The sequence below is a fragment of the Streptomyces sp. NPDC048751 genome, assembly GCF_043198595.1.
Classification (GTDB): Bacteria; Actinomycetota; Actinomycetes; order Streptomycetales; family Streptomycetaceae; genus Streptomyces.
On record NZ_JBICUX010000009.1, the window covers coordinates 160,829 to 182,151 of the forward strand.

Genomic DNA, 21,323 nt, shown 5'->3' on the forward strand with positions numbered 1-21,323 from the left:
CCGAAGGGCTGAGCACGATCGCCGCCTCGACACCGGCAAAGAGCGCACCGGAGGCGAAGCCGACCAATGATGAGGACGGGCGATACCGTGGCCGAACTGCGCCTGGGACCACTGCTGAGGTACGTCGACGGCTCGTCCGCGACCGTCTGGGTCGAGACGAGCCGTCCGTGCACCGCCGAGGTGCACTGCTCGGACGGCGCCCGCGGCGCGGCCCACACCTTCCAGATCGCGGGCCACCACTACGCCCTGATCCCGGTGACCGGACTCACACCGGGCACCTCGGCCCCGTACGAGGTCCTGCTCGACGGCGCCCGTGCCTGGCCGCTGCCCGACTCGCCCTTCCCGCCCTCCGTGATCAGCACCCCGGCCGACGGCGACAGCGAGGCGGTGCGGGTGACGTTCGGCTCGTGCCGCTGGGCCGCGCCGCCCGCCGACGGGCACGACCCGGTCGGCCCCGACGCCCTGGACACGCTGGCGACCCGGATCGCCGCCGACCCGGAGGGCGAGCGGCCCGACGTGCTGCTCCTGCTGGGCGACCAGGTGTACGCCGACGAGACCTCCGACGCGACCCAGCGCTGGCTGGCCGCCCGGCGCGACCTCGACGAGCCCCCGGGCACCGGGATGGCGGACTACGAGGAGTACACGCACCTCTACTACGAGTCCTGGCTCGACCCCGAGGTCCGCTGGCTGCTGTCCACGGTGCCGACCTGCATGATCTTCGACGACCACGACGTCATCGACGACTGGAACACCTCCGCCTCCTGGCTCGCCGACATGCGGGCCACGTCCTGGTGGCGCGAGCGGCTGCTGAGCGGGCTGATGTCGTACTGGGTGCACCAGCACATCGGCAACCTCGCCCCGGCCGAACTCGCCGCCGACCCGCTCTACTCCGCCGTACGGGAGAGCTTCGACGGCACCGACGTGCTGCGCGCCTTCGCCGCCGGGGCCGACGAGGACCCGACGACCGCGCGCTGGAGCTACCGGCGCGACTTCGGGCGCGTACGCCTGGTGATGGTGGACTCGCGTGCGGCGCGGGTCCTGGCCGAGGACGACCGGTCGATGCTCGATCCGGCCGAGGCGGAGTGGGTGCGCGCGCAGGCGCTGGAGGACCCGGGCAGTTACGACCACCTCCTCATCGGCACCTCCCTGCCCTGGCTGCTGCCGCAGCTGGTGCACGACGCGGAGGCGTGGAGCGCGGCGCTGGCGCGGGGCGTGCGGGGCCGGCGCTGGGCGCGGTGGGGGGAGAAGCTGCGCCGGGCGGCGGACCTGGAGCACTGGGCGGCGTTCCCGGCGTCCTTCGCCTCGCTGGCGCGGCTGATCGCGGAGGCGGGGTCGGGCCCTGAGGCGCCGGCGACGGTGCTGGTGCTGTCCGGAGACGTGCACCACGCGTATGTGGCCGAGCCGCACTGGCCCTCGCGGGGCCCCGAGGCGCGGGTGCTCCAGCTGACCTGCTCCCCCGTCCACAACTCCGTCCCGCTGTCGATGAGGCTCGGCTTCCGCTTCGGCTGGAGCGCGCCGGCTCGCGCCCTGGGGCGTCTCTTCGCCCGGCACGGACGGTGTGGACGGACGCCGGTCGACTGGCGCAGGACGGGCGGGCCCTGGTTCGGCAACCAGCTCATGACACTGACGATGCGCGGGCGTTCGGCGCGGCTGCGGCTCGAGCAGGCGCGGGCGAACGGGACGCTCGAGACCGTGGAGGAGTCCACCCTCTCCTCCACATGAGCACATGCCGGGAGGCATGATGAGGCGGACCGCCCGCTTCCCCTGGGCGGTTCCCTCCATTGCGCCCCACACGCCCGGGAGACTCCCCTTTGTCTGCAGCGAACGCGGAAACGGCGAACGCGGAAGCGGAAACGGTGGCGGTCTCCGTCGCCCTCGTCGGCGCCGGCCCGCGCGGCACCAGCGTCCTGGAGCGCCTGTGCGCCTCCGTACCGGAACTCCTGCCGCCGGGTGCGCGGTTGACGGTCCATGTGGTCGACCCGGCGCCGCCCGGTCCGGGCCGGGTGTGGCGTACCGCGCAGTCGCGGGAGCTGCTGATGAACACGGTGGCCTGCCAGGTGACCCTGTTCACCGACGACAGCGTGGACTGCTCGGGCCCGGTCCGTCCGGGGCCGAGCCTGCACGAGTGGTCGGGCGGCGAGCTGGGCCCGGACGACTACCCGACCCGCGCCGACTACGGCCGTTACCTGGAGTGGGTGTTCGCGCGGGTGGTGGGTGAGGCGCCGCCCGCGGTGCGGGTGGAGACGCACGCGGCGCGGGCGGTACGGCTGGAGGACGCCCCGGACGGCCGGCAGGTGCTGACGCTCGACGACGGACAGGTGCTGTCGGACCTGGCCGCGGTGGTGCTCACCCAGGGGCACCTCCCGGTGGTCGCGGACGCGGCCGAGCGGCGTCTCGCCGCCTACGCCGAACGGCACGGCCTGCGTCACGTTCCGCCCGCCAACCCGGCCGACCTCGACCTGTCCCCGATCGCGCCCGGCGAACCGGTGCTGTTGCGTGGCCTGGGCCTCAACTTCTTCGACCATGTGGCCCTGTTGACGACGGGGCGCGGCGGCCGTTTCGTACGCGATCACCGCGGCCCGCGCTACCTGCCGTCCGGCCGCGAGCCGCGCCTGTACGCCGGTTCGCGGCGCGGCATCCCGTACCAGGCGCGCGGCGACAACGCGAAGGGGCCGTACGGCCGGCACGTTCCGCTGGTGCTCACCCCGGAGGTGATCGCGGGTTTCCGCAAGCGCGCGGACTCCGGGGAGGCACCGGACTTCCTCGCGGAGATATGGCCGTTGGTGGCGAAGGAGGTGGAGACGGTGTACTACGCCGCCCTGACCGGGCGGCCGGAGTTCGCGGAGCGCTTTCTCGCCGTCCCGCACGGCGGCTCCGAAGAGGCACGCGTGCTGGCGGAGTTCGGGGTCCGGGACGCGGATCGCTGGTGCTGGGAGCGGGTCTCGCGGCCGTACCCGGAGGGGGAGTTCGCGGATCCGGCGCGGTGGCGGGCGTGGCTGCTCGGGCATCTTCGCGAGGACGCGGCGCAGGCGGCACTCGGCAATGTGCGCGGTCCGCTGAAGGCGGCCCTCGACGTCCTGCGTGACCTGCGCAACGAGTTGCGGCTGATCGTCGACCACGGCGGCCTCACTGGCGCGTCCCGGCGTGAGCACCTGGACCGCTGGTACACCCCGCTGAACGCGTTCCTGTCGATCGGCCCGCCCCGTCGGCGCATCGAGGAGTTGGTCGCGCTGGTGGAGGCCGGCGTGGTGGAGGTGCTCGGGCCCGGCCTGGAGGTCCGGGAGGAGGACGGGGCCTGGGTGGCGTGGTCGCCCGTGGTGCGGGGTTCCGAGGTGCGTGTGACCACTCTCATGGAGGCCCGGCTGCCGGAGCCGAGTCTGCGCCGCACCGCCGACGAGCTCCTCGCCCGGCTGCTGCGGAGCGGGCAGTGCCGCCCGCACACCGTCGACGGTTATGAGACGGGAGGGGTGGATGTCACAGAGCGCCCATATCATCTGATTGACCGTCAAGGACGGTCGCACGCAAGGAGGTTCGCCTTCGGAGTGCCCACGGAGGGGGTGCACTGGGTGACCGCGGCGGGCGCTCGGCCAGGGGTAGATTCGGTCACACTTTCGGACGCGGATGCGGTGGCCAGAGCCGCTCTACGTGCGGGCGTAACACAAACGGAACACCAAACGGAAGCCAAACCATGGCCAGAAGTTGAACTTGCAAGCACCAAATAGGCCCACCTAACCTGGGTCCCTCGTTCGGTACCGCCGCCCCCACCGATCGGTCCAGTCCCCGACCGGTCAGAAACGAAACCGAAGGAGTGTCCCCCGCATGTCCGCTCACCTCAACAGAGCGCAGCCGTACGCCTTGGGCCTGTTCCGTATCGTCGTCGGCCTGCTCTTCGCCTGCCACGGCGCCGCCTCGCTCTTCGGAGTCCTCGGCGGGGCCGCGGGCTCCAACGGCGGCACGATCGAGGCCGGCACCTGGCCCGGCTGGTACGCGGCCGTGATCCAGCTCGTCTGCGGCAGCCTCGTCCTGGTCGGGCTCGGCACCCGCGCCGCCGCGTTCCTCGCCTCGGGCTCGATGGCGTACGCGTACTTCAAGGTCCACCAGCCGGGCGCCCTGTGGCCGATGGAGAACGGCGGCGAGCCCTCCGCGATGTTCTGCTGGGCCTTCCTGCTGCTGGTCTTCACCGGCTCCGGAGCCCTCGGCCTGGACAAGCTCTTCTCCCGGCGTACGGCCGAGGAGCAGCAGCCCGCGGCCGAGCGTTCGCCGGTGACGGCCTGATCCGTCCGCACAGGCACCGGGCGCCCTCTCCGCACTGCGGGGAGGGCGCTTCCGCGTCTGTGCTGGTGAATGTGCTGTGCCGAACACACGAGCCCCCGGTGAACCTCCTGTCACACCCCACGCGTACGCTGTATGGCTGTCATTGGCCGCCCCTGCCGCTCCCCCGCGACATCGCGGCACGGTCTGGCCACACGGGGGAGACAAACGGGGAGAAGCAGTGCTGGAGAGTGTGGGGTCGCTGACCGGCAGCCCATGGATCTACGCGATGGTGGCTCTCTCGGTGCTCCTCGACGTGTTCCTGCCGGTCCTGCCGAGCGGGGTTCTCGTGATCGCTGCGGCGACGGCGGCGGCCGCGGGTTCGGCGGCGGGTCAGGTGCCCGGCACGTTCCCCGACATCCTGGTGCTCACGTTCTGCGCGGCCGGCGCGTCCGTCCTCGGCGACCTGGTGGCCTACCGGCTCGCCCGGCGTGGCGGCGCGCGCCTGGACCGGGCGATCGCCCGGTCCCGTCGGCTGACCACCGCGCAGGAACGTCTCGGCGACGCGCTCGCCCGCGGTGGCGGCGCACTGGTCGTGCTGGCCCGCTTCGCGCCCGCCGGCCGCTCGGTCGTCTCCCTCATCGCCGGCGCCGCCCAGCGCCGCGCCCGCGACTTCCTGCCCTGGTCCGCGCTGGCCGGCCTGACCTGGGCCACGTACAGCGTCGCCCTCGGCTGGTTCGGCGCGCACTGGCTCGGCACGACGTGGCTGGCGACGGCCGTGTCCCTGCTGGCGCTGTTCGGGGCGGGCGCGGGGGCGACGTACGTCGTGCGCAGGCAGCCCGCGTAGGCCCGCGCGGGGGGGCCTGAGCGGTGGTCCGCCTCAGCTCGCCTGGCGGGCGGCCTGGCCCCGGATCTCCAGACCGTCGAGCAGGTCCGCCGTGGCCGCGGCGACGGCGTCGACGGCGCGTTCGAAGACCTCCCGGTTGTGGGCGGCGGGCGCCCGGAAACCGGAGACCTTGCGGACGTACTGGAGGGCGGCGGCCCGGATCTCGTCCTGCGTGGCCTCCTCGGGGAGGACGGGCGGACGGAGCGTCTTGATGCTGCGGCACATGCTCCCAGTGTGGCCGAACTCGGCCCCGGGCTCACACAGGAGTGCGATGATCGTTCCGTGGCGGCCACCGTCAGGGGCCGACCGACGAGAGGACATCACCGCATCATGGCGAACGACGTATCGACCGTGGCCGTCCTGGGCCCCGGCGGCGTGGGCGGACTGCTCGCCGCGCTGCTGGCCCGCACCGGCCGCCGCGTGATCTGCCTGGCCGGCGAGAAGACGGCCCACACGCTGCGCACCGACGGCATCCGCGTCCGCAGCACCGTCTTCGGCGACTTCACCGCCCGCGTCGAGGCGGACACGGAGCTGTCCGAACCCGTCGACGCCTGCCTGGTCGCCGTCAAGCACACCACCCTCGACGCGGCCCTGGCCTGCGTCACGCCCGAGGCCCTCGGCGACGGTCTGCTCGTACCGTTCCTGAACGGCGTGGAGCACCCGGCGGCCCTGCGCGAGCGTTACCGCCCCGACCGAGTCGCGCCCGGCGTCATCCGGGTGGAGTCGACACGGGTCCGGCCCGGCGTGATCGAGCACGCCAGCCCCTTCGTCGAGATCGACCTGGCCGGTGACCCGGTTCCGCGCACCCGACTGGACGCCCTCGCCCAGGCCCTCACGGCCGCGGGACCGACCACCCGGGTCCTGGACGACGAGGCGGCCGCCCTGTGGGCGAAGATGTCGTTCCTCGCTCCGTTCGCCCTGCTCACCACGCGCCACGGCGTGCCGATGGGCGACGTACGCACCGCCCACCGCGAGGAGTTGACCGCGCTGGTCGAGGAGACCGCCGCCGTCAGCCGCGCCTGCGGCGGCCCCGCGGACCCGGCCCAGGCACTGGCGCGTTACGACGCCTTCCCGCCCGGCATGAAGTCGTCGATGCAGCGCGACGCGGAGGCGGGACGCCCTCTCGAACTGGACGCGATCGGCGGGGCGTTGCTGCGGGCGGCCGAGCGTCACGGCGTCGGCGTGCCCGTGACGGCCCGCCTGGTACGGGAGTTGCGGGAATCCGGCCACTGATCCGTCAGCGCAGGCCGAGCGCCACGACCCTCACGACAGAACACTCGTTCGCATGAACCTCCCGGGACGACTCGCCACCCAAAATCGAACAGGCGTAGCATTGTGCTGTGGCTAAGACCTATGAGTTTCCGAGCGACCTGCGCGCCGGCCAGGAGGAGCTGCATCAGGTCCGGGCCGAGCTGTCGGCCCTGCTGAAGCGGCTCCCCTGGTCGGTCGAGCCGCTCGACGCCTTCAGTGACGACAACGGCTGGCGCAAGGTGGAGCGCCCGGCCTCCCCCGGCTGGACGGCCGACGAGCAGGCCGAGGTCGAAAAGCTCCGGCAGCGGGAACACGAGCTCGCGGTGTTCGTGAGCTGCCACCGCTTCTGGTCAGAGATCACCGCGGCGGACCGGGTGGAGGCCCGCATGCGGCTGAAGCACGCACACGAGACCCCACCCGAGGAGAACGGCTAGCTCTTCTTGCCGAGGAGCTTGTTCATCTCCTCGATCTCCGCGTTCTGGGCGGTGACGATGTCGTCGGCCATGGACTTCGCGGGGGTGTACTCGCCCTTGGCCTTCTGGGTCGTGGCCATCTCGACGGCGCCTTCGTGGTGTTCGACCATCATCGTCAGGAACATGGTGTCGAACTCCTTGCCGGAGGCCTTCTTCAGCTTCTCCATGTCCCCCGGGTCCATCATCCCGGCCATGCCGGAGTGGGCCGAGTGGTCCATGCCGGGCATCGACTCGGGCACGTCCTCGCCCCAGCCCTTCAGCCAGCCGGTCATGGTCTTGATCTCCGGGTCCTGCGCCTTCTCGATCCGCGCCGCGAGGTCCTTGACCTGCGCGGACGAGGCCCGGTCGGCAGCCAGCCCCGCCATCTCGAGCGCCTGCTGGTGGTGCGGGATCATACCCTGCGCGAAGGAGACGTCCTGGGCGTTGTGCGCGCCCGCCTCGGCCGTGGCACCGGCGCTCGCCGAGGACGAGGACGAGGGCGAGGAGCCCTGGGCTCCCTCGTTGTCGCCGTCACCGCCGCAGGCGGCCAGGACGAGCGCGGCGGTCGCGGTCGCCGCCACGAGGGCGGCACGGCGGGTCAGGGTACGGGTGGTGGTCATGCGTGAACTCCTGTGGAGCGAAAGGATTGCGGACATGCCTCTGCGCCGCGTCGGTCGGTGACGCGGTGCGTGGGAGTGTCTAGATCCGCAGGAGTTGGAGTTCGGACAGGGAGGGTGGCGCCCGGGCGCCGTCCTGATCCGTGAGGACGTACGAGCACAGGGTCTCGGCCGCCACGGGCACGGGCGCGGGGTCGGGCACGAGCCCGGGCACCACCGGCCCACCGCTCACCGCGCCCGACGCACAGGTGGCGTCGGCGTGTTGGGCGTGCCCGCCGCCGCAGTGGCCGTCTCCGGCGCAGCCGTCGTGCGCGGTCTCGGCAGCGGCCATGACCCGGGGCGAGGAGTGTGCGTGGGGCGCGCCGCCGGGCGCCAGCCCGTGCATGGACAGCAGCCCCACCAGCAGCCCGAGCACGCACCAGGCGCGCCACCGCCGCAGGGGCGGGCGCGGGACGTACTGCTCGGGGCCGTTCACGCGGCACATCCTATGGGCAGCCGGACCATGACACGCGAAAGCCCCCGTGTCTCCACGGGGGCCCTTCGCACTCCTGGTGGGCGCGGACGGTTTCGAACCGCCGACATCCTGCTTGTAAGGCAGGCGCTCTACCCCTGAGCTACGCACCCAGGACGAGTCGACAGCCTACCTTGCCGGAGGCACTGCCCGGCAAACCCATATCCCGCGCGCTCACCCCCTGCTGAGGACAGGGGGTTATCCCCACCCCGGATGCGGGAGTGCGCCGGATCCCGCGCGGGGTCGCGCGTCCCTACGGTCGTAGGGCAGGCGCAGCCCGCGCCGTCCGTCCCAGGGGGAGATCACCATGGCCCGTACCGTCGCCGTCCGCACCGCGCTCGCCGCGGGAGCCGTCGTGGCCCTCGTGGCCACCGCCACCGCGTGCGCCTCCCCCGGGGACGACAAGGAGCCCGAGCACCGGTCCTTCGCGCTGTCGGGGCGCACCCTCACCGTCGACTCCGACGACTCCGCGCTGGAGATCGTCTCGGCGGACTCGAACAAGGCGGGCCGTGTCGAGGTCACCCGCTGGTTCAAGGGAAAGGTGGTCGTGGGCAAGGAGCCGAAGGTCACCTGGTCGTTCGAGGACGACCGGCTCACCCTGCGCATGAAGTGCTCCGGGGTGGTCGCCGACTGCGCGGCCAGGCACCGCATCGAGGTGCCGCGGGGCGTCTCGGTGCGGGTCGAGGACAAGGACGGCAGTGTGCGGGCGAGCGGCTTCAAGGACGCGCTGAACATCCGCACGGGGGACGGTTCCGTGCGCGTCAGCGACACCTCGGGACCGCTGGAGCTGCGGACCGGCGACGGCTCGGTGCGGGTCACCGACTCCTCCGGCTCCCTGAACGTGCGCACCGGCGATGGGTCCGTGCGCGCCGACGTGTCCTCGCGGCGGGTGACCACGCGCACCGGCGACGGTTCGGCGCACCTCGAACTGAGCGCCGTACCGGAGCGGGTGGAGACCCGCGGCGGCGACGGCTCCGTGACGATCACGCTGCCCTCGGCGAGGTACCGGGTGACGACGGAGACCGGGGACGGAGGGGTGGATGTGTCCGTGCCGCGGGACGAGTCCAGCTCGCACGTGGTGTCCGCGCGTACCGGCGACGGCAAAGTCACGGTGCGGACCGCGAACTAACCGGCCCGTGTGTTCGTCCTTACACGGTGGGAGAATGACACCGGGCAGGGCGAACGACAGCACGGGAGAGGGATGTGACGGCGACACCTCCGCAGTCGTACTCGCCGTCGGTGCCGCGCGCGCACGGATCCGCGCTGCGGGACACCCTCACCCTGGTGGGGCTGCCGCTGCTGGCCGCGCTGGCGCTGCCGGCCGCGTTCGCCGGGGGCGGCACGCGGCGGTGGTTCGGCGGGCGGGCCGAGAGCCAGCGGGCCGAGGCGCAGGCCGCGAAGGACGCCGCCGCGGCCGCGTTCTACGAGCTGGACACCGCCCAGCGCGACCTCAGGATCTCGATCGAGACGATCACGGCGGTCGACGACTCCCCGGCCGCGCGGCGCGCGGTCGCCGATTTCCGGGCGATCAGCGGCCGCATCGACGAGGCCAGCCACCAGTACATCAGCGCCGTGGACGCCCATGATCTCGACCGGGACGATCTGGAGGGATCGGCGGCGGCGCAGGCGCGTACCGCGCTCACGAAGGCCAAGGACGAGCTGGGCCGGGTCAAGGGGGAGCTGGACCGCTTCGCCGACGGGCTCGGGCCGCTGCTGGGCAAGGCGGAGACCCAGCTGGCGCGGCTGGCACCGGCCGTGGAGCGGGCCCGGCAGGCGCTGCTGGCCGCCTCGAACGCCCTGGACGCGGTCCGGGGCGCCGGGCTGACGGCGGACGACCTCGCGGCCCGGCTCGCCGCGCTGTCGCCGGACCTGACCATGCTGAACCAGGGCGCCGGGCAGCACGGCGTGCCGCAGACGCTGGAGCGGGCCGAGCGGGTCGCGCGGGACGCCGAGGCGATCCGCGTGGAGGCCGAGCGGCTGCCGGGGAAGGCCGCGGAGATCGACCACCGGCTGGTGTCGCTGCGTACCCGCGCCGAGGCGCTGACGACTCGCGCCGGGCAGGTGGAGCCGGTGCTGAGTGAGCTGCGGCGGCGGTTCGCGGCGGCGTGCTGGCAGGACCTGCAGCATGTGCCGGAGCAGGCCACCGAGCACGTACGGCAGGCGGAGGCGAAGCTGGCCGAGGCGCGGGCCGCGCGGGACGCCCAGCGCTGGCCGGACGCGACGGCGCTGCTGTCGACGGCGCGGGCGCTGCTGAACACCACCGACGAGGCCGTGTCGGCGGCGGGTGAGCGGCTGACGAGGCTGAACGCCGTGCAGAAGGACCCGCAGCAGGAGATCGAGCGGACCCGGTTCGCGATCCGGGACGCGCAGCGGCTGGCCATGGCGGGCCGCAACACCCCCGACCCGCGGGACGCCCGGCCGCTGGACGACTCGGTGGCCCGGCTGGAGCGGGCGATCGCCGGCCTGGAGGGCCGTCACCCGGACTACTGGCACTTCCTGACCGAGACGGAGGCGGTGCGGCACGCGGTGGCGGACGTGGTGGCGCGGATCCGGGAGGAGCGCGGGGGCGGCCACTGAGGCGCCGTGGGCCCGCCGTGTCGCCCGTCCTGTCGCCCGTCGTGTTGCTGCCCGGGGTGCGGCGGGCGGATATTTGAGGGGAACGGACGTACGGCCTCCGCTCGCGTCCAAGGGAGGCGGACATGGCCACGCACGTACAGCGCTCGGGGTCGCGCAGGCGGATCGACTTCGACGAGCACCTGCCCGTCGACCACCGCCTGAACAGGGTCTACCGGATCGGCGCGGGCCTGATGGGTCTGGCGCTGGTCGTCTTCGGCGTCTTCGGCATCGTCGACAACATCGGCTTCTTCGACACCGGCGGGGACACCATCTGGAGCCTGAACACCAACGGCGCGCTCAGCTGGCTGTCGATCGGCGTGGGACTGCTGCTCTTCGTCGGCATGATCATCGGCGGGAACTTCGCGTCGACGCTGAACATGGTGCTCGGCGTCCTGTTCATCCTCAACGGGTTCTTGTTCCTCGGCCTGCTGGACACGGACTACAACTTCCTGGCCTTCCAGATCCAGAACGTCCTGTTCACCTTCGTCGCCGGCATCCTGCTCATGGTCTTCGGGATGTACGGCAGGGTCGGTTCGGCCCTGCCGCACGACAACCCGTACTGGCGGGCCCGCAACCCCGGGCTGGCCGAGGAGCGGGACCACCAGCGTGAGCAGCGGGAGCACTGGCCCCCGCCCCAGGAGGATCAGGTGCGGTAGGCGTAGTAGTACGCGGTCGGGTACGACGCCACGAGGCTCGCCACGGACCTGCGCAGGGTGTTGTTCGAGTGGTACGTCACGTAGGGCACGCCGCCGCTCTTGTACGTGACGATCATCGTGTGGTCCTTGGACCCGTCGCGGTCGAAGTCCATCTGGAGGACGTCGCCGACCTCGAGCTGGTAGACGTTCGCGAGCGGCTTGGTCCGCTTGGAGTTCTGGGCGAACCAGGACCACTCGTTGACGCCGACGAACGAGTCCGACTGGATGTCCTTGTTGCCGAACCACTTGGTGTAGTCGTAGACGTAACCCGGCTCGTGCTTCCAGCCGCCCGCCTTCAGGGACTGGCTGACGAAGTTGGTGCAGTCGCCGCCGGCGCCGTGGCCGTTGAAGTCCGGGTAGTCCTGGTTGTAGACGTTCCAGTACTTCTCCGCGTACGCCGCCATCGCCTTGTAGTCGTAGGTGGTGGCGGTCTTCGGGACGGCGGCCGGGTTGCGGGTGGTCGCCGCGCGCGGGGCGCTGGGCATGGTGTCGTCGGGCTCGGGGGCCGGCGCCTTGACGGACTTCGGCTTGGAGAGCGTGTTCACCGCGAGGCCACCCTGGTCGGTGTCCTGGATGCCGGTGAGCTGCCAGTTGCCCTGGCTGTCGGCCTTGAAGGTCAGCTCGTGCCGGGCCTGGAAGCCGGTGGTCTTCGGAGCGTTGCCACGGACCTTGGCGTAGGTCAGCGTCGTGGTCTCGGTGACCGCGGCCTTGGCCGTGCGGCCCGTCACGCGGGTGGCGTTCAGGGTGACGGTGGTGCTGGCCTTGCTGTACTTCTCGCCGGCCTTGGCGAGCTTGTCCTTGCGCTGCTCCAGCGAGGACAGGGTGGTGTCCTCGGTGCGGGCGGTGCCGGAGGACAGCTTGACGTCGCCGGAGAAGCCGTCGGTCAGCGGCCTGGAGTCACCCTGCTTGCCGTCGACCAGGGCGTCGGTGCGGTCGGTGAACACCGCGTCCGCCAGCCGCTGGAAGGTGGCCTTGGTCTTCGCGTCGACCGTGGGGTCGTCGACAACGGCGGCGCCGGCGCTCCAGTTGGGCAGCAGCGCCACTCCGGCGACCACGGAGGTGGCTGCCGCGCCGAGTATCGCTGCGCGGCGGCGCGTACGGCTCAATTTCCTTGACTTCACTGATGTTTCCCCTCTTGCCCCGGCGGGAGGGATGGCCGGGGTAGGGCATCTTTGCATGGCGTGTGTGGGCGTTGTGAAGAGGGATGCCCTTGTGGGTTTGGGACGTTACTGGAACGTCACTTCACCAGCGTCGACCAGTCGGGTCCCTGTGCCGGATCCAGCGTGCGCAGTGCCTGAAGGGTCGCGGGCTTCTGCACGTCCATCCAGTCGGACAGTTCCTTGAAGGACACGCACTTGACGTCCTTCTTGGTGCAGACGTTCTTGATGACCTCGTCGACGGCCTTCATGTAGGTGCCGCCGTTCCACTGCTCGAAGTGGTTGCCTATGAACAGCGGGGCCCGGCTGCCGTAGTACACCCGGTTGAAGCCCGCCATGTAGGCGTCGGCGGTCTCCTGCTGCCACTCGGCGTACCGGGACGGATCGCCGTCGGGCTGGCCGTCGGACTGGTTGGCCAGGAAGTTGAAGTCCATGGACAGGCCCTGGTAATCGCCGCCGTCGTACGGGATCAGCTGGAGCGGGAAGTCCCACATGCCGTTCTTCTTCGTGGGCCAGACCTGGAAGGCCCCCGGGGAGGACGCGTCGTAGCGCCAGCCGTAGCCCTTGGCGGCCTTCAGCAGGTTGGCCTGGCCCTCCAGGCAGGGCGCGCGGCCGCCGGTGACCTCCTTGCGGAAGTCGAAGGGCAGCGGGGCCATGTCCTTGAGGCCGGTGTTGGTCTTCCAGTTCTCGACCAGCTCGTAGAACTGGTCGATCTCGCTCTTCCACTCCTCGACACTCCAGTCCCCGCCGCCCTTGGCGCCGCAGAAGTGGCCGTTGAAGTGGGTACCGATCTCGTTGCCGTCCTTCCACGCCTTGCCGAGCTCCTCCAGCGTGGTGCGGATGTGTTCGTCTGTGGGGTAGCTGATCGCCGCCGCGCCCTTGGAGTGCTGCGGCGGGGAGTAGAGGTCCCTCTTGCTCTTGGGCAGCAGGTAGATGCCCGTGAGGAAGAAGGTCATGTGGGCGTCGTACTCCTTCGCCATCTTCCGGTAGTGCTGGAAGAGCTCGTCGTCGCCCGCGAGGGCGCCGTCCCAGGAGAAGACGACGAACTGGGGAGGCTTCTCACCGGGCTTGAGCGGCACGGCCTTCAATTGGCCCGGCTGGGGGCCGGTGTACGACGTGGAGCCGTCACCGATGACCTTCGTCTTCCCGTCCCACTCGAGCTCCTCCCGGTTCACGCCGGCGGAGCCCTTCGTGGTGCCGCCTCCCGTGCCGGAGGACGCCGTCGGCGCGGTGTTGTCCGAGCGGGTCAGCGCCAGGTAGCCCGCGACCAGGGACGCGACGACGAGGAGGGCCGCCAGCCCCACGATCTTCGGAGGGGCGGTCGGGCGGGGTGCCCTGGCTTTTCGGCGGCGGCCCGACGGTGACTTCATGTGCGGCTCATTCTGCGAGGGGAGTGGGGGTTGCGGTGCCCGGCCACCGGATCAGCCGACCGGACTTGTGGCACGTGACCAGATGCCGTACGGGACGCTGTCGGCGGAGGTGCCGGCGATGCCTTCGAGCGGCAGTGGTTCGAGACTCTTGGTGAGGTCGATGCGGTAGACCACGACGGCGGTCGACACGGACTTGGCGGTGCCGACGAACCAGGAGGCGGTGTCCTTGTCGTTGGTGCCGGCCTTCCCGGCCACCGGCGCGGTGGCGGCGGCGGCCGGGTGGGCGACGCGGTAGGAGTCCATGAGCGCCGAGGTGACCTCCTCGGCCACGTCGGCGCCGACCGCACGCTTCGCGGCGGGCCTGTTCATCGGCACCGCGGAGCCGTTGTGGGTGATCCGGCGCACCGAGTACGGCTCGGTGTGCCGTCCCTCGGCGGCGAAGGTGGCGTAGCCGCCGGCCATGCGGATCGCGCTCGGCGTGGAGTTGCCCAGGGACAGCGCGGGCACCTGCGGGCCCATGCTGGAGGGGAGCAGACCGGCCGCCTCGGCGGTCTCCTTGACCTTGTCCAGGCCGGTGTCCATGCCGAGCTGCATGAACGGCGTGTTCACGGAGAGGGCGAGGGCCCGGTGCAGACTGATCTGCCCGTAGGACTGCTTGCCGTCGTTGTGCGCGGCGACCTTCTTGCCGTTGCGGTCCCAGTAGGGCCCCTCCGGGGTGGTGACCAGCACGCCGTCGTTGCCGTCGTACAGGCTCTGCCCGGAGACCTCCTGGCGGGGCTCGTCGCGCTTCTTGACGACGCCGTTCTCCAGGCCGGCCGCGTACACGAACGGCATGAAGGCGCTGCCGGCCGGGACGGTGGTCGCGTTGGACTCGTTGTAGCCCTGCGTGCGGTGGTCGGGACCGCCGTAGACGGCGAGGATGCGGCCGTCGGTGGCCACCGAGGCGGCGCCGAAGTGCGCGGCCTTCGCCTTCTTGGGGTCGTCCTTGAGGGCCTGCTTGCGGGCCTTGGTCACGGCGTCGGTGAGCGCGGTCACCCGCTTGCGGTCGAACGTCGTGTAGATCTGATAGCCGCCCAGGTCCCAGTCCTTGTCGGAGAGGTGCGCGGCCTTCCTGGCGTACTGCGAGGCGAGTTCCACCAGGTAGTCGGTCTGCTCGCCGGTGTCGTAGAGCGGGTTGCTCTTCAGCGGCTCGGGGAACTTCGTGTACTTGGCCCGCTCGGCCTTCGACAGCTTGCCGATCTCGACCATCCGGTCCAGGGTCCAGGACCAGCGTTCGACGGCCCGGGCGCGGTTCGCGCTGTTGAGAGTCGGGTCGTAGAGGCCGGCGCCCTTGAGCAGGGAGGCGAGGAAGGCGGCCTCGCTGGCGTTGAGCTGGCTGACGTCCTTGCCGTAGTAGGCCTGGGCGGCGCGCTGGATGCCGTAGGTGCCGCGGCCGAACCAGCTGGTGTTGAGGTAGCCCTCGAGGATGTCGTCCTTGCTCATCTGGTTGTCGAGCTTGAGGGAGATCATCGCCTCGGTGAACTTGCGGCTGACCGTCTGGTTCTGGTTCAGGTAGACGTTCTTGACGTACTGCTGGGTGATCGTGGAGCCGCCCTGGGTGTCGCCCTGGCCGATGGTGCGGAAGAGGGCGCGGGAGAGGCCCTTGAAGGAGATGCCGGGGTCGCTGTAGAAGCTCGCGTTCTCCGCCGCGAGCACCGCCCAGCGGACGTCCTCGGGGATGTCCTTCAGCGGCATCGCCTGCCGCTGCACCCAGCCGGTGCGGGCCATGGGGGTGCCGTCGGCCCAGAAGTACACGTTGTCCTGCTGGGTGGCGTACGAGTTGAGGTTGTCCGGTATGTCGGTGGCCGCGTAGGCGACGACGAGGAAGAGGGTGCTCAGGCTCATCGAGGCGAAGAAGCCGCCCAGCCACTGCCTCCAGGAGGGCACCCAGCGGCGCCAGCCGACGCGGCCCGGCCGCGGGTACTGGGGCCGCAGACGGCGCGCGTAGGGCAGGGCGCGGGCCAGCAGGGGGGCGAGAACGGCCGCGAGGGGGGCCAGCCGGAGACGGAAGGCGGTGGCGAGCCGGGCGAGGACGGAGGGGCGGGGCGCCTTGCGGGATTTGCGCTGTTTGCTCGATATGGGGGGCTTCTCCGAGCCCCCGGGTATGCCGAAGCCTTCCGGGGGTACCCGCAGCTGCATGGTCTCGTCCGCCGGAGGGACGGCAGGAACCTTCAACTGCATGGTGAGTTCGGGCTCCTGGGGCTCCCCCCTCTGCCCGTCCTGGGTCACGACGCGTCTCCCTCCGCAATTCGGTGTTGCTCGCGCAGGTAAGACGTACTGGTGCGTACGTGGGTTGTAGACGCAGCGGTCGCGCACTGGTCTGTACGGACTCGGCTGCGGACCCCCACTTCCCCCCGACCTTCCGGTTGCGGTTCCTCGCGGCACTAACAAATTACCAGCGATCTTCGCAATTTCTCCTCACAAGTATCGGACAGAAGCGAACACTGCTGAACCGCGGGTTCCGGTCGTTCCCGGGAGCGCCGGTTAACCTGTGCTCATGCCTCGCTACGAGTACCGCTGCCGTACGTGCGGCGACACCTTCGAACTGAGCCGTCCGATGGCGGAGTCCGCCTCCCCCGCCGCCTGCCCCGCGGGCCATGACGACACCGTGAAGCTCCTGTCGACCGTCGCGGTCGGCGGCACCGCGTCGTCACAGGCGTCCGCCCCCGCGCCCCGCGCGGGCGGCGGAGGCGGGGGCGGGTGCTGCGGCGGGGGCTGCTGCGGCTGAGACAACACCGCCGCTGCGGCCGACGCCTACCGCGGCGCCCTGGAGGCCTTCAGGAACTCGTTCAGGATACGCTCCCCGGCCAGTACGCCCCGCTCCGGCAGCGCGCTGATCGCGGGGGCCGTCCAGCCGCTGTCGGCCAGCTCGCCGTGCCCGGGGCGCCAGCCCCGGTCCCCGGCGAGCAACAGGTCGGCGTCGAGCAGGGAGTCACCCGCGGCCAGGGTGAGGTCCGCGCCGGTGCGGCGGGCGACCTCCCGCACGGCCGCGCTCTTGGTCAGCGGCTTCGGCACGGCGTAGAGCTTGCGGCCCTGGAGCGACACCGTCCAGCCGCGGTTCTCCGCCCACACCGCGAACTCCTTCACCCAGTCCTCCGGGAGCAGCTCGCGCTCCACCACGAGGTAGGCGAAGAGGTCCTCGGCGATGCGGTGCTTGCGCACCCAGAGCGGGTCGGCCGAGACCGCCAGGTGCGCCTGCACCTCGGCCAGCGGCGCGCACTCGCCCGCCAGCCGCTCGGTCACCCGCGCGTGCCACTCGGTGTCGGTGACCCCGTCCACCAGCAGGTGTCCGCCGTTGGCACAGATCGCGTACTTCGGCGGCGGCCCGGGCAGGTTGATGCGCTGGTACTGCTTGCGCGTCCGGGTCGTCGTCGGCACGAAAACGGCCGCGTCCCCGAGCTCCGTCAGCAGCTGCGCCGCGGTCTCCGTCATGTACGACAGGGGTCTGCTCTCGTGCACCTCCACGCACAGCAGCCGGGGTGCCCGCGCGTCCGGCATGGTCAGCGCGAGGGCCGCCGCGGAGTAGATCAGCGTACGGTCGAGGTCGCTCGCCACCAGCACCGGCATCAGAGCGTCACCGCCTTGCCGTCGGCACCGGTCGCACCGCGCGTGTACTTGGGGTGGATCAGCCCCACGCAGGTGTAGGGCAGTTCGGCGACCTCCTCGACGGGCACCCCTCGCTGTGCGGCGAGCAGGCGTACGTGGTCGAGGTCGGCGCCCGCGCCGGCCCGCGCCAGGATCTTCCACGGCACCCGGCGCAGCAGCACCCGGGTGGTCTCGCCGACACCGGGCTTGACGAGGTTCACGTCGTGGATGCCGTACTCCTCGCTGATGCGCTCCACCGCCGCCCAGCCCTCCCAGGTCGGGCTGCGGTCGCTCGCCAGCAGCTCCTTCACGGCCGCGTCGACCGTCTCCGCGACCTCCCCGAACCGCGCCGAGACCGCGTCCAGGAAGTCCACCGAGACGTCCGCGCCGGCGAGTTCCCGGTAGAACTTCGCGCCGTGGAAGTCCTGCGGGCCCACCAGGTCGGCCCGCAGCACCGTGCGCGAGATCAGCCCGGACACGGTCGAGTTGAGGCAGGCGGAGGGGATGAGAAAGTCCTCCCGGGTGCCGTACGTCCGCACGCAGGAGCCCGGGTCGGCGAGGACCGCGATCTCCGGGTCGAAGCCGGTGATGTTGTCGCTCTTCTCGAACTCCTCGATCGCGTCGGCCAGTTCGCGGGTGATGGCGCCCTTGCCGGTCCAGCCGTCGACGAAGACGAGGTCGGACGGCTCGTGGTGGGCCGCCAGCCAGCGCAGCGCGTTGGCGTCGATGCCCCGGCCGCGCACGATCGACACCGCGTAGTGCGGCAGCTCCAGCCCGTGCCGGAACTGGGCCCAGCGGCGCATCAGGACGCCGATCGGGGTGCCCGCGCGGGCGAGGGAGACCAGCACCGGGCGCGGGGACCGCTCGGCGAGGACGGTCTCCGTGACCACACCCACGGCCCGGGCGATCCGGGCGGCCGAGTCGTCCAGCGCCGCGTGGAACAGCTCCTGGTACCGCTCGCTCGGCTGGTACTCCACCGGCAGCGACTCCGCGTAGTGCGCCCCGCCGCTCTGGATGGCCTCCTCGCGCTCCTCGGTCGGCGCCTCCAGCGTCACGTCCGAGAGGTCCTGGAGCAGCCAGCCGACCTCCTCCGGCGCGTACGAGGAGAAGGCGGGGCCGCGGAGGGGCTCGGGCAGCATGGGGGGCCTTTCGGGAACGTACAGGGGCTCGGGGACGTACGACGGCACGACCGCGAGCAGCACGTGCGGGGTGTGCGCGGCGAGCTGGGCGAGGAGGCCGTCCGGCGCGTGCAGGGCGGGCGTGTCGGCGACCGAGTCGACGACGGCCACGACGGCGTCGGAACCGGCACCGGCGACGTTGTACGCGTAGCGCTCGCCGGGGCCGTCGGCCGGGTCGTCGTGGGCGGGGAAGACCAGGCGGCTGCGGATCGCGTAGCCGGGGTCGTCCACCGCGAGGACGGGTGAGCGGGTGGTGGTGGAGTAGCGCACCTCGGCGTCCACGGCCCGCTCCAGCTCCTGGGCCAGCCTCAGCGGGGCGTACATCAGCTCCTCGAAGCCGAGGACGTGGACGCGGCGCGCGCCGCCGGGCAGCGCCTCGGCGAGGCGGGCCGCCATCGCGGGGAGGGCGTTCTCCAGGCGTATTCGGTGCGCGGGGGTGAAGCCGTGCCGGCCGCCGTCGGGGAGGCCGGGGGGCCAGTACAGGTCTACGCGGGTCACGTGAGGAGGGGTTCGCTTGTCGTCCGGCTGCGGGCCGGTGGGGGCTGGTCGCGCAGTTCCCCGCGCCCCTAGGGGGTTGGTTCGGCCGTCTGCTTCAAGGCTGGGGGCACCACCTTCGCCCTCCAGGGGCGCGGGGAACTGCACGACCGGCCACGACGCGCCCGCAGACGACGAACGACTCTCGGCCGCACTCTCGACCTCGTACCGCGCCACCAGCTCCTGCCCCCTCTCCAGCACCCCCTCCGGCAGCCGTACCGTCCCCGAGGCCGCGGCCACGAGATCCACCCGCGCGCCGATCTCCCGCGCGAACTCCTCCAGCCGCCCGGCGTCGTCCGCCGACCGCATGTCGACCAGCGCCACCACGACATACCGGCGACGCGGATACCGCGCATGGAGATCGCGCACGGTGTTCAGCACCGTGTTCCCCGTGGAGAACTCGTCGTCGACCAGGACCAGCGGGCCGTCCCCGGCCAGCAGGGCCTGGTCCTCCGGCAGCAGCAGGTGCGAGGTGGCGTGCGAGTGGGACTCCTCGAAGCCGCCGGCCTGCGCGACCCCGGGCACCGGCCGGCGCGTCGAGTGCAGGTAGGGCGCGTCGCCCAGCCCGTCGGCGACCGAGTGGCCGAGCCCGGTCGCCGTCTCGGCGTACCCGACGACGACCGCGGACCGCGCCCCGGCGTCGCCCAGGAGCTCCCGCACCCTGCGGCCGAGGGCGAACCCGGAGCCGTAGACGACGGACGGCGACTGCGGTACGTGCTTGCCGAGCACGTTGGACACCAGGAGGTGGGCCCGCTTGGGGTTGCGCCGCAGCGCGAGACCCAGCATCCCCCTGAGGGTGTCGTCACCCACGAGTTCGACGCCGAGCCGTTCGGCGACCCAGGTGCCGTCCCATTCCCCGTTGTTCACTGCCTTGTTCATGCGTCCCTTGTGTCGGGGCCCGGGGTGTCCGGGCCCTTCCGGTCCCGGATCCTCAGGTGGGGATCCCGGCGGCGAGCAGCTCCACGAAGCCGATGTCCTCGTTGGCCACGCCGAACACCTCGGCGCGCAGCAGGGTCCGCTCGGCCCAGGCGCGGTGCGGCTTCACTTCATTCATTTTGTTCGTGTACGACGACCTGAGCACACCCCCACCGCAGCGTTCCGGCCGCAGGATGTCCTGGGCGTCACTGAACTCCTCGTGACTGACCACGGACAGTGCGTGCACGGGCAGCACGTGGGAGGGGTGGATGCAGGTCTTGCCGAGCAGGCCGTTGGCCTGGTCGAGGGCGATCTCGCGCAGCAGCCCGTCCATGGCGTGCTCGATGAGCGCCTCGCGCAGTTCCTCGGCCTGCCCCTCCAGGAAGGGGCTGCGGCGCAGTTGCGGCTTGAACATGCGCTCCTGGACACGGAAGTACTCCCAGACCGGCCCGGTCACCGTGAACCCGGTGCCGTCGGCCCGGCCGAGCATGTTCACCACGTCGGCGATCACGGAGGCGACGACCTGGACGTCGTACGCCGTCATGTCGGGGGCCCGGCGCAGGCCGTAGGAGGAGCAGAAGTCGGTGACGCCGAGACGCAGCGCCAGGACCCGGTCGCGGTACTTGTCGACCGCGCGGAAGATGCCCTCCAGGGTGTCCACGCGTGACTCGCGGTAGAGCAGCTCGGGCGATTCGAGGACCGGCATGGCGAACAGGCGGCGGCCGCTCGCGGCCTCGGCCACGGCGAGGGCCTCCAGGAACGGGATGCCGCGTTCCTCGGTGAACTTCGGCAGCACGAAACCGGACAGCAGTCGGACGGCGGGGCCCAGGCGCGCCACGAGGTCGGGGATCTGCTGGGGGGTGCGGACCCGGACGAACAGCAGCGGCAGCGAGGGCGCCGGGCGTGCCGCCAGTTCGGTGAACTGGCGGACGAGGTTCTCCTCGCCGGCCGGGACGTCCTCGTCGCCGATGGAGTCCTCCAGGCACAGCACCATCGAGACCACGCCGCGGTCGGCCTGCTTGACGATGTCGTCCGCGAGCCGCGGCCGAGTGGCCGGGCTGTAGAGCGTGGCGCCCAGGGCGGCGGCGAGCAGCCGGGCCGGGGAGTTCGAGTCGAACTCGCACGGCTCCCGGAAGAAGAGACGCTTCCGTACCTCAGGGGCGACGTGCCCGAAATGATGCATAGAACTCCCCCGTGGAGACGGTACGGCGTGTGGAACGGACCGCGACATGGCTGATGACATGTCTACTGAGTGGCCGGTAATAG

At 71.6% G+C, this 21,323-nt stretch carries 19 protein-coding genes and 1 tRNA gene; 10 read left to right on the forward strand and 10 right to left on the reverse strand.

The annotated features are described in order from the left end of the window. The first annotated feature begins 87 nt into the window (after nt 1-87). From ACGFNV_RS27990 to ACGFNV_RS28005, 4 genes are all read left to right on the forward strand, one after another. On the forward strand, nt 88-1,722 hold the full coding sequence (locus tag ACGFNV_RS27990) for an alkaline phosphatase D family protein (protein ID WP_393625951.1): 1,635 nt from the start codon (nt 88-90) through the stop codon (nt 1,720-1,722). An 89-nt stretch (nt 1,723-1,811) separates the two neighbouring features. Beyond that, nucleotides 1,812-3,722, forward strand: coding sequence for an FAD/NAD(P)-binding protein (locus tag ACGFNV_RS27995; protein WP_393625952.1), 1,911 nt, complete (start codon nt 1,812-1,814; stop codon nt 3,720-3,722). Nucleotides 3,723-3,819: 97 nt separating this feature from the next. Beyond that, nucleotides 3,820-4,275 (forward strand): DoxX family protein, encoded by a 456-nt coding sequence (locus ACGFNV_RS28000; RefSeq protein ID WP_393625954.1) that lies wholly within the window; start codon nt 3,820-3,822, stop codon nt 4,273-4,275. Between the two features lie 217 nt (nt 4,276-4,492). Then, the gene (locus ACGFNV_RS28005) at nt 4,493-5,098 is read left to right on the forward strand and encodes a DedA family protein (RefSeq protein WP_393625956.1); all 606 of its coding nucleotides are present in this window, start codon (nt 4,493-4,495) and stop codon (nt 5,096-5,098) included. Nucleotides 5,099-5,131: 33 nt separating this feature from the next. On the opposite strand, the gene ACGFNV_RS28010 is transcribed toward ACGFNV_RS28005, so the two are convergent. After that, on the reverse strand, nt 5,132-5,362 hold the full coding sequence (locus tag ACGFNV_RS28010; RefSeq protein ID WP_393625958.1) for a DUF2277 domain-containing protein: 231 nt from the start codon (nt 5,360-5,362) through the stop codon (nt 5,132-5,134). Between the two features lie 105 nt (nt 5,363-5,467). On the opposite strand from ACGFNV_RS28010, the gene ACGFNV_RS28015 reads away from it, so the two are divergent. Both ACGFNV_RS28015 and ACGFNV_RS28020 read left to right on the forward strand, forming a co-directional pair. Continuing rightward, nucleotides 5,468-6,370, forward strand: a complete 903-nt coding sequence (locus tag ACGFNV_RS28015; RefSeq protein ID WP_393625959.1) for a ketopantoate reductase family protein — start codon at nt 5,468-5,470, stop codon at nt 6,368-6,370. A 107-nt stretch (nt 6,371-6,477) separates the two neighbouring features. Next, complete coding sequence (locus ACGFNV_RS28020) at nt 6,478-6,822, forward strand: hypothetical protein (protein WP_393625960.1); 345 nt, start codon at nt 6,478-6,480, stop codon at nt 6,820-6,822. Here ACGFNV_RS28020 and ACGFNV_RS28025 read toward each other — a convergent pair. The 3 genes from ACGFNV_RS28025 to ACGFNV_RS28035 all read right to left on the reverse strand — a co-directional run bounded on the left by ACGFNV_RS28025 (nt 6,819) and on the right by ACGFNV_RS28035 (nt 8,081). Further along, nucleotides 6,819-7,460 (reverse strand): DUF305 domain-containing protein, encoded by a 642-nt coding sequence (locus ACGFNV_RS28025; RefSeq protein WP_393625962.1) that lies wholly within the window; start codon nt 7,458-7,460, stop codon nt 6,819-6,821. The two genes, ACGFNV_RS28020 and ACGFNV_RS28025, sit on opposite strands and share 4 nt — an antisense overlap. 79 nt (nt 7,461-7,539) lie before the next feature. Beyond that, on the reverse strand, nt 7,540-7,941 hold the full coding sequence (locus tag ACGFNV_RS28030; protein WP_393625964.1) for a DUF6153 family protein: 402 nt from the start codon (nt 7,939-7,941) through the stop codon (nt 7,540-7,542). A gap of 65 nt (nt 7,942-8,006) precedes the next feature. Then, nucleotides 8,007-8,081: transfer RNA gene (locus ACGFNV_RS28035), tRNA-Val, on the reverse strand. 194 nt (nt 8,082-8,275) lie between these two features. On the opposite strand from ACGFNV_RS28035, the gene ACGFNV_RS28040 reads away from it, so the two are divergent. The 3 genes from ACGFNV_RS28040 (at nt 8,276) to ACGFNV_RS28050 (ending at nt 11,240) form a co-directional block, all read left to right on the forward strand. Then, nucleotides 8,276-9,097 (forward strand): DUF4097 family beta strand repeat-containing protein, encoded by an 822-nt coding sequence (locus ACGFNV_RS28040; RefSeq protein ID WP_393625966.1) that lies wholly within the window; start codon nt 8,276-8,278, stop codon nt 9,095-9,097. A gap of 74 nt (nt 9,098-9,171) precedes the next feature. Then, nucleotides 9,172-10,545 (forward strand): hypothetical protein, encoded by a 1,374-nt coding sequence (locus tag ACGFNV_RS28045; protein WP_393625968.1) that lies wholly within the window; start codon nt 9,172-9,174, stop codon nt 10,543-10,545. A gap of 122 nt (nt 10,546-10,667) precedes the next feature. Continuing rightward, nucleotides 10,668-11,240, forward strand: coding sequence for a DUF4383 domain-containing protein (locus ACGFNV_RS28050; protein ID WP_393625969.1), 573 nt, complete (start codon nt 10,668-10,670; stop codon nt 11,238-11,240). Here ACGFNV_RS28050 and ACGFNV_RS28055 read toward each other — a convergent pair. The 3 genes from ACGFNV_RS28055 to ACGFNV_RS28065 form a co-directional block, all read right to left on the reverse strand. Then, a complete protein-coding gene (locus ACGFNV_RS28055; protein WP_393625971.1) occupies nt 11,228-12,400 on the reverse strand; it encodes an amidase domain-containing protein in 1,173 nt (390 codons plus the stop codon). The two genes, ACGFNV_RS28050 and ACGFNV_RS28055, sit on opposite strands and share 13 nt — an antisense overlap. A gap of 116 nt (nt 12,401-12,516) precedes the next feature. Then, nucleotides 12,517-13,806, reverse strand: coding sequence for a hypothetical protein (locus ACGFNV_RS28060; RefSeq protein WP_393625972.1), 1,290 nt, complete (start codon nt 13,804-13,806; stop codon nt 12,517-12,519). A gap of 51 nt (nt 13,807-13,857) precedes the next feature. Then, on the reverse strand, nt 13,858-16,026 hold the full coding sequence (locus ACGFNV_RS28065) for a transglycosylase domain-containing protein (RefSeq protein ID WP_393626405.1): 2,169 nt from the start codon (nt 16,024-16,026) through the stop codon (nt 13,858-13,860). Nucleotides 16,027-16,342: 316 nt separating this feature from the next. Between ACGFNV_RS28065 and ACGFNV_RS28070 the strand changes: the two genes are divergently transcribed. Beyond that, complete coding sequence (locus ACGFNV_RS28070) at nt 16,343-16,573, forward strand: zinc ribbon domain-containing protein (protein ID WP_133926648.1); 231 nt, start codon at nt 16,343-16,345, stop codon at nt 16,571-16,573. Nucleotides 16,574-16,599: 26 nt separating this feature from the next. On the opposite strand, the gene ACGFNV_RS28075 is transcribed toward ACGFNV_RS28070, so the two are convergent. The 3 genes from ACGFNV_RS28075 to ACGFNV_RS28085 are packed head-to-tail and all read right to left on the reverse strand — an operon-like array spanning nt 16,600 to nt 21,240. Then, nucleotides 16,600-17,412, reverse strand: coding sequence for an HAD family hydrolase (locus ACGFNV_RS28075; RefSeq protein WP_393625974.1), 813 nt, complete (start codon nt 17,410-17,412; stop codon nt 16,600-16,602). Beyond that, the gene (locus ACGFNV_RS28080; protein ID WP_393625976.1) at nt 17,412-20,021 is read right to left on the reverse strand and encodes a phosphoribosyltransferase; all 2,610 of its coding nucleotides are present in this window, start codon (nt 20,019-20,021) and stop codon (nt 17,412-17,414) included. The genes ACGFNV_RS28075 and ACGFNV_RS28080 overlap by 1 nt, the downstream gene beginning before the upstream one ends. Nucleotides 20,022-20,073: 52 nt before the next feature. Continuing rightward, nucleotides 20,074-21,240: an HpcH/HpaI aldolase/citrate lyase family protein gene (locus tag ACGFNV_RS28085; protein WP_393625978.1), complete on the reverse strand. Its 1,167-nt coding sequence runs from the start codon at nt 21,238-21,240 to the stop codon at nt 20,074-20,076. Nucleotides 21,241-21,323 lie beyond the last annotated feature (83 nt).

Excerpts from the sequence above, each read along its gene's own strand:
- ACGFNV_RS28000 (WP_393625954.1), top strand. The coding sequence starts at position 3,820 with ATGTCCGCTCACCTCAACAGAGCGCAGCCGTACGCCTTGGGCCTGTTC.
- ACGFNV_RS28010 (WP_393625958.1), bottom strand. The coding sequence starts at position 5,362 with ATGTGCCGCAGCATCAAGACGCTCCGTCCGCCCGTCCTCCCCGAGGAG.
- ACGFNV_RS28015 (WP_393625959.1), top strand. The coding sequence starts at position 5,468 with ATGGCGAACGACGTATCGACCGTGGCCGTCCTGGGCCCCGGCGGCGTG.
- ACGFNV_RS28025 (WP_393625962.1), bottom strand. The coding sequence starts at position 7,460 with ATGACCACCACCCGTACCCTGACCCGCCGTGCCGCCCTCGTGGCGGCG.
- ACGFNV_RS28030 (WP_393625964.1), bottom strand. The coding sequence starts at position 7,941 with ATGTGCCGCGTGAACGGCCCCGAGCAGTACGTCCCGCGCCCGCCCCTG.
- ACGFNV_RS28040 (WP_393625966.1), top strand. The coding sequence starts at position 8,276 with ATGGCCCGTACCGTCGCCGTCCGCACCGCGCTCGCCGCGGGAGCCGTC.
- ACGFNV_RS28050 (WP_393625969.1), top strand. The coding sequence starts at position 10,668 with ATGGCCACGCACGTACAGCGCTCGGGGTCGCGCAGGCGGATCGACTTC.
- ACGFNV_RS28060 (WP_393625972.1), bottom strand. The coding sequence starts at position 13,806 with ATGAAGTCACCGTCGGGCCGCCGCCGAAAAGCCAGGGCACCCCGCCCG.
- ACGFNV_RS28065 (WP_393626405.1), bottom strand. The coding sequence starts at position 16,026 with ATGCAGTTGAAGGTTCCTGCCGTCCCTCCGGCGGACGAGACCATGCAG.
- ACGFNV_RS28070 (WP_133926648.1), top strand. The coding sequence starts at position 16,343 with ATGCCTCGCTACGAGTACCGCTGCCGTACGTGCGGCGACACCTTCGAA.
- ACGFNV_RS28075 (WP_393625974.1), bottom strand. The coding sequence starts at position 17,412 with ATGCCGGTGCTGGTGGCGAGCGACCTCGACCGTACGCTGATCTACTCC.
- ACGFNV_RS28080 (WP_393625976.1), bottom strand. The coding sequence starts at position 20,021 with ATGAACAAGGCAGTGAACAACGGGGAATGGGACGGCACCTGGGTCGCC.
- ACGFNV_RS28085 (WP_393625978.1), bottom strand. The coding sequence starts at position 21,240 with ATGCATCATTTCGGGCACGTCGCCCCTGAGGTACGGAAGCGTCTCTTC.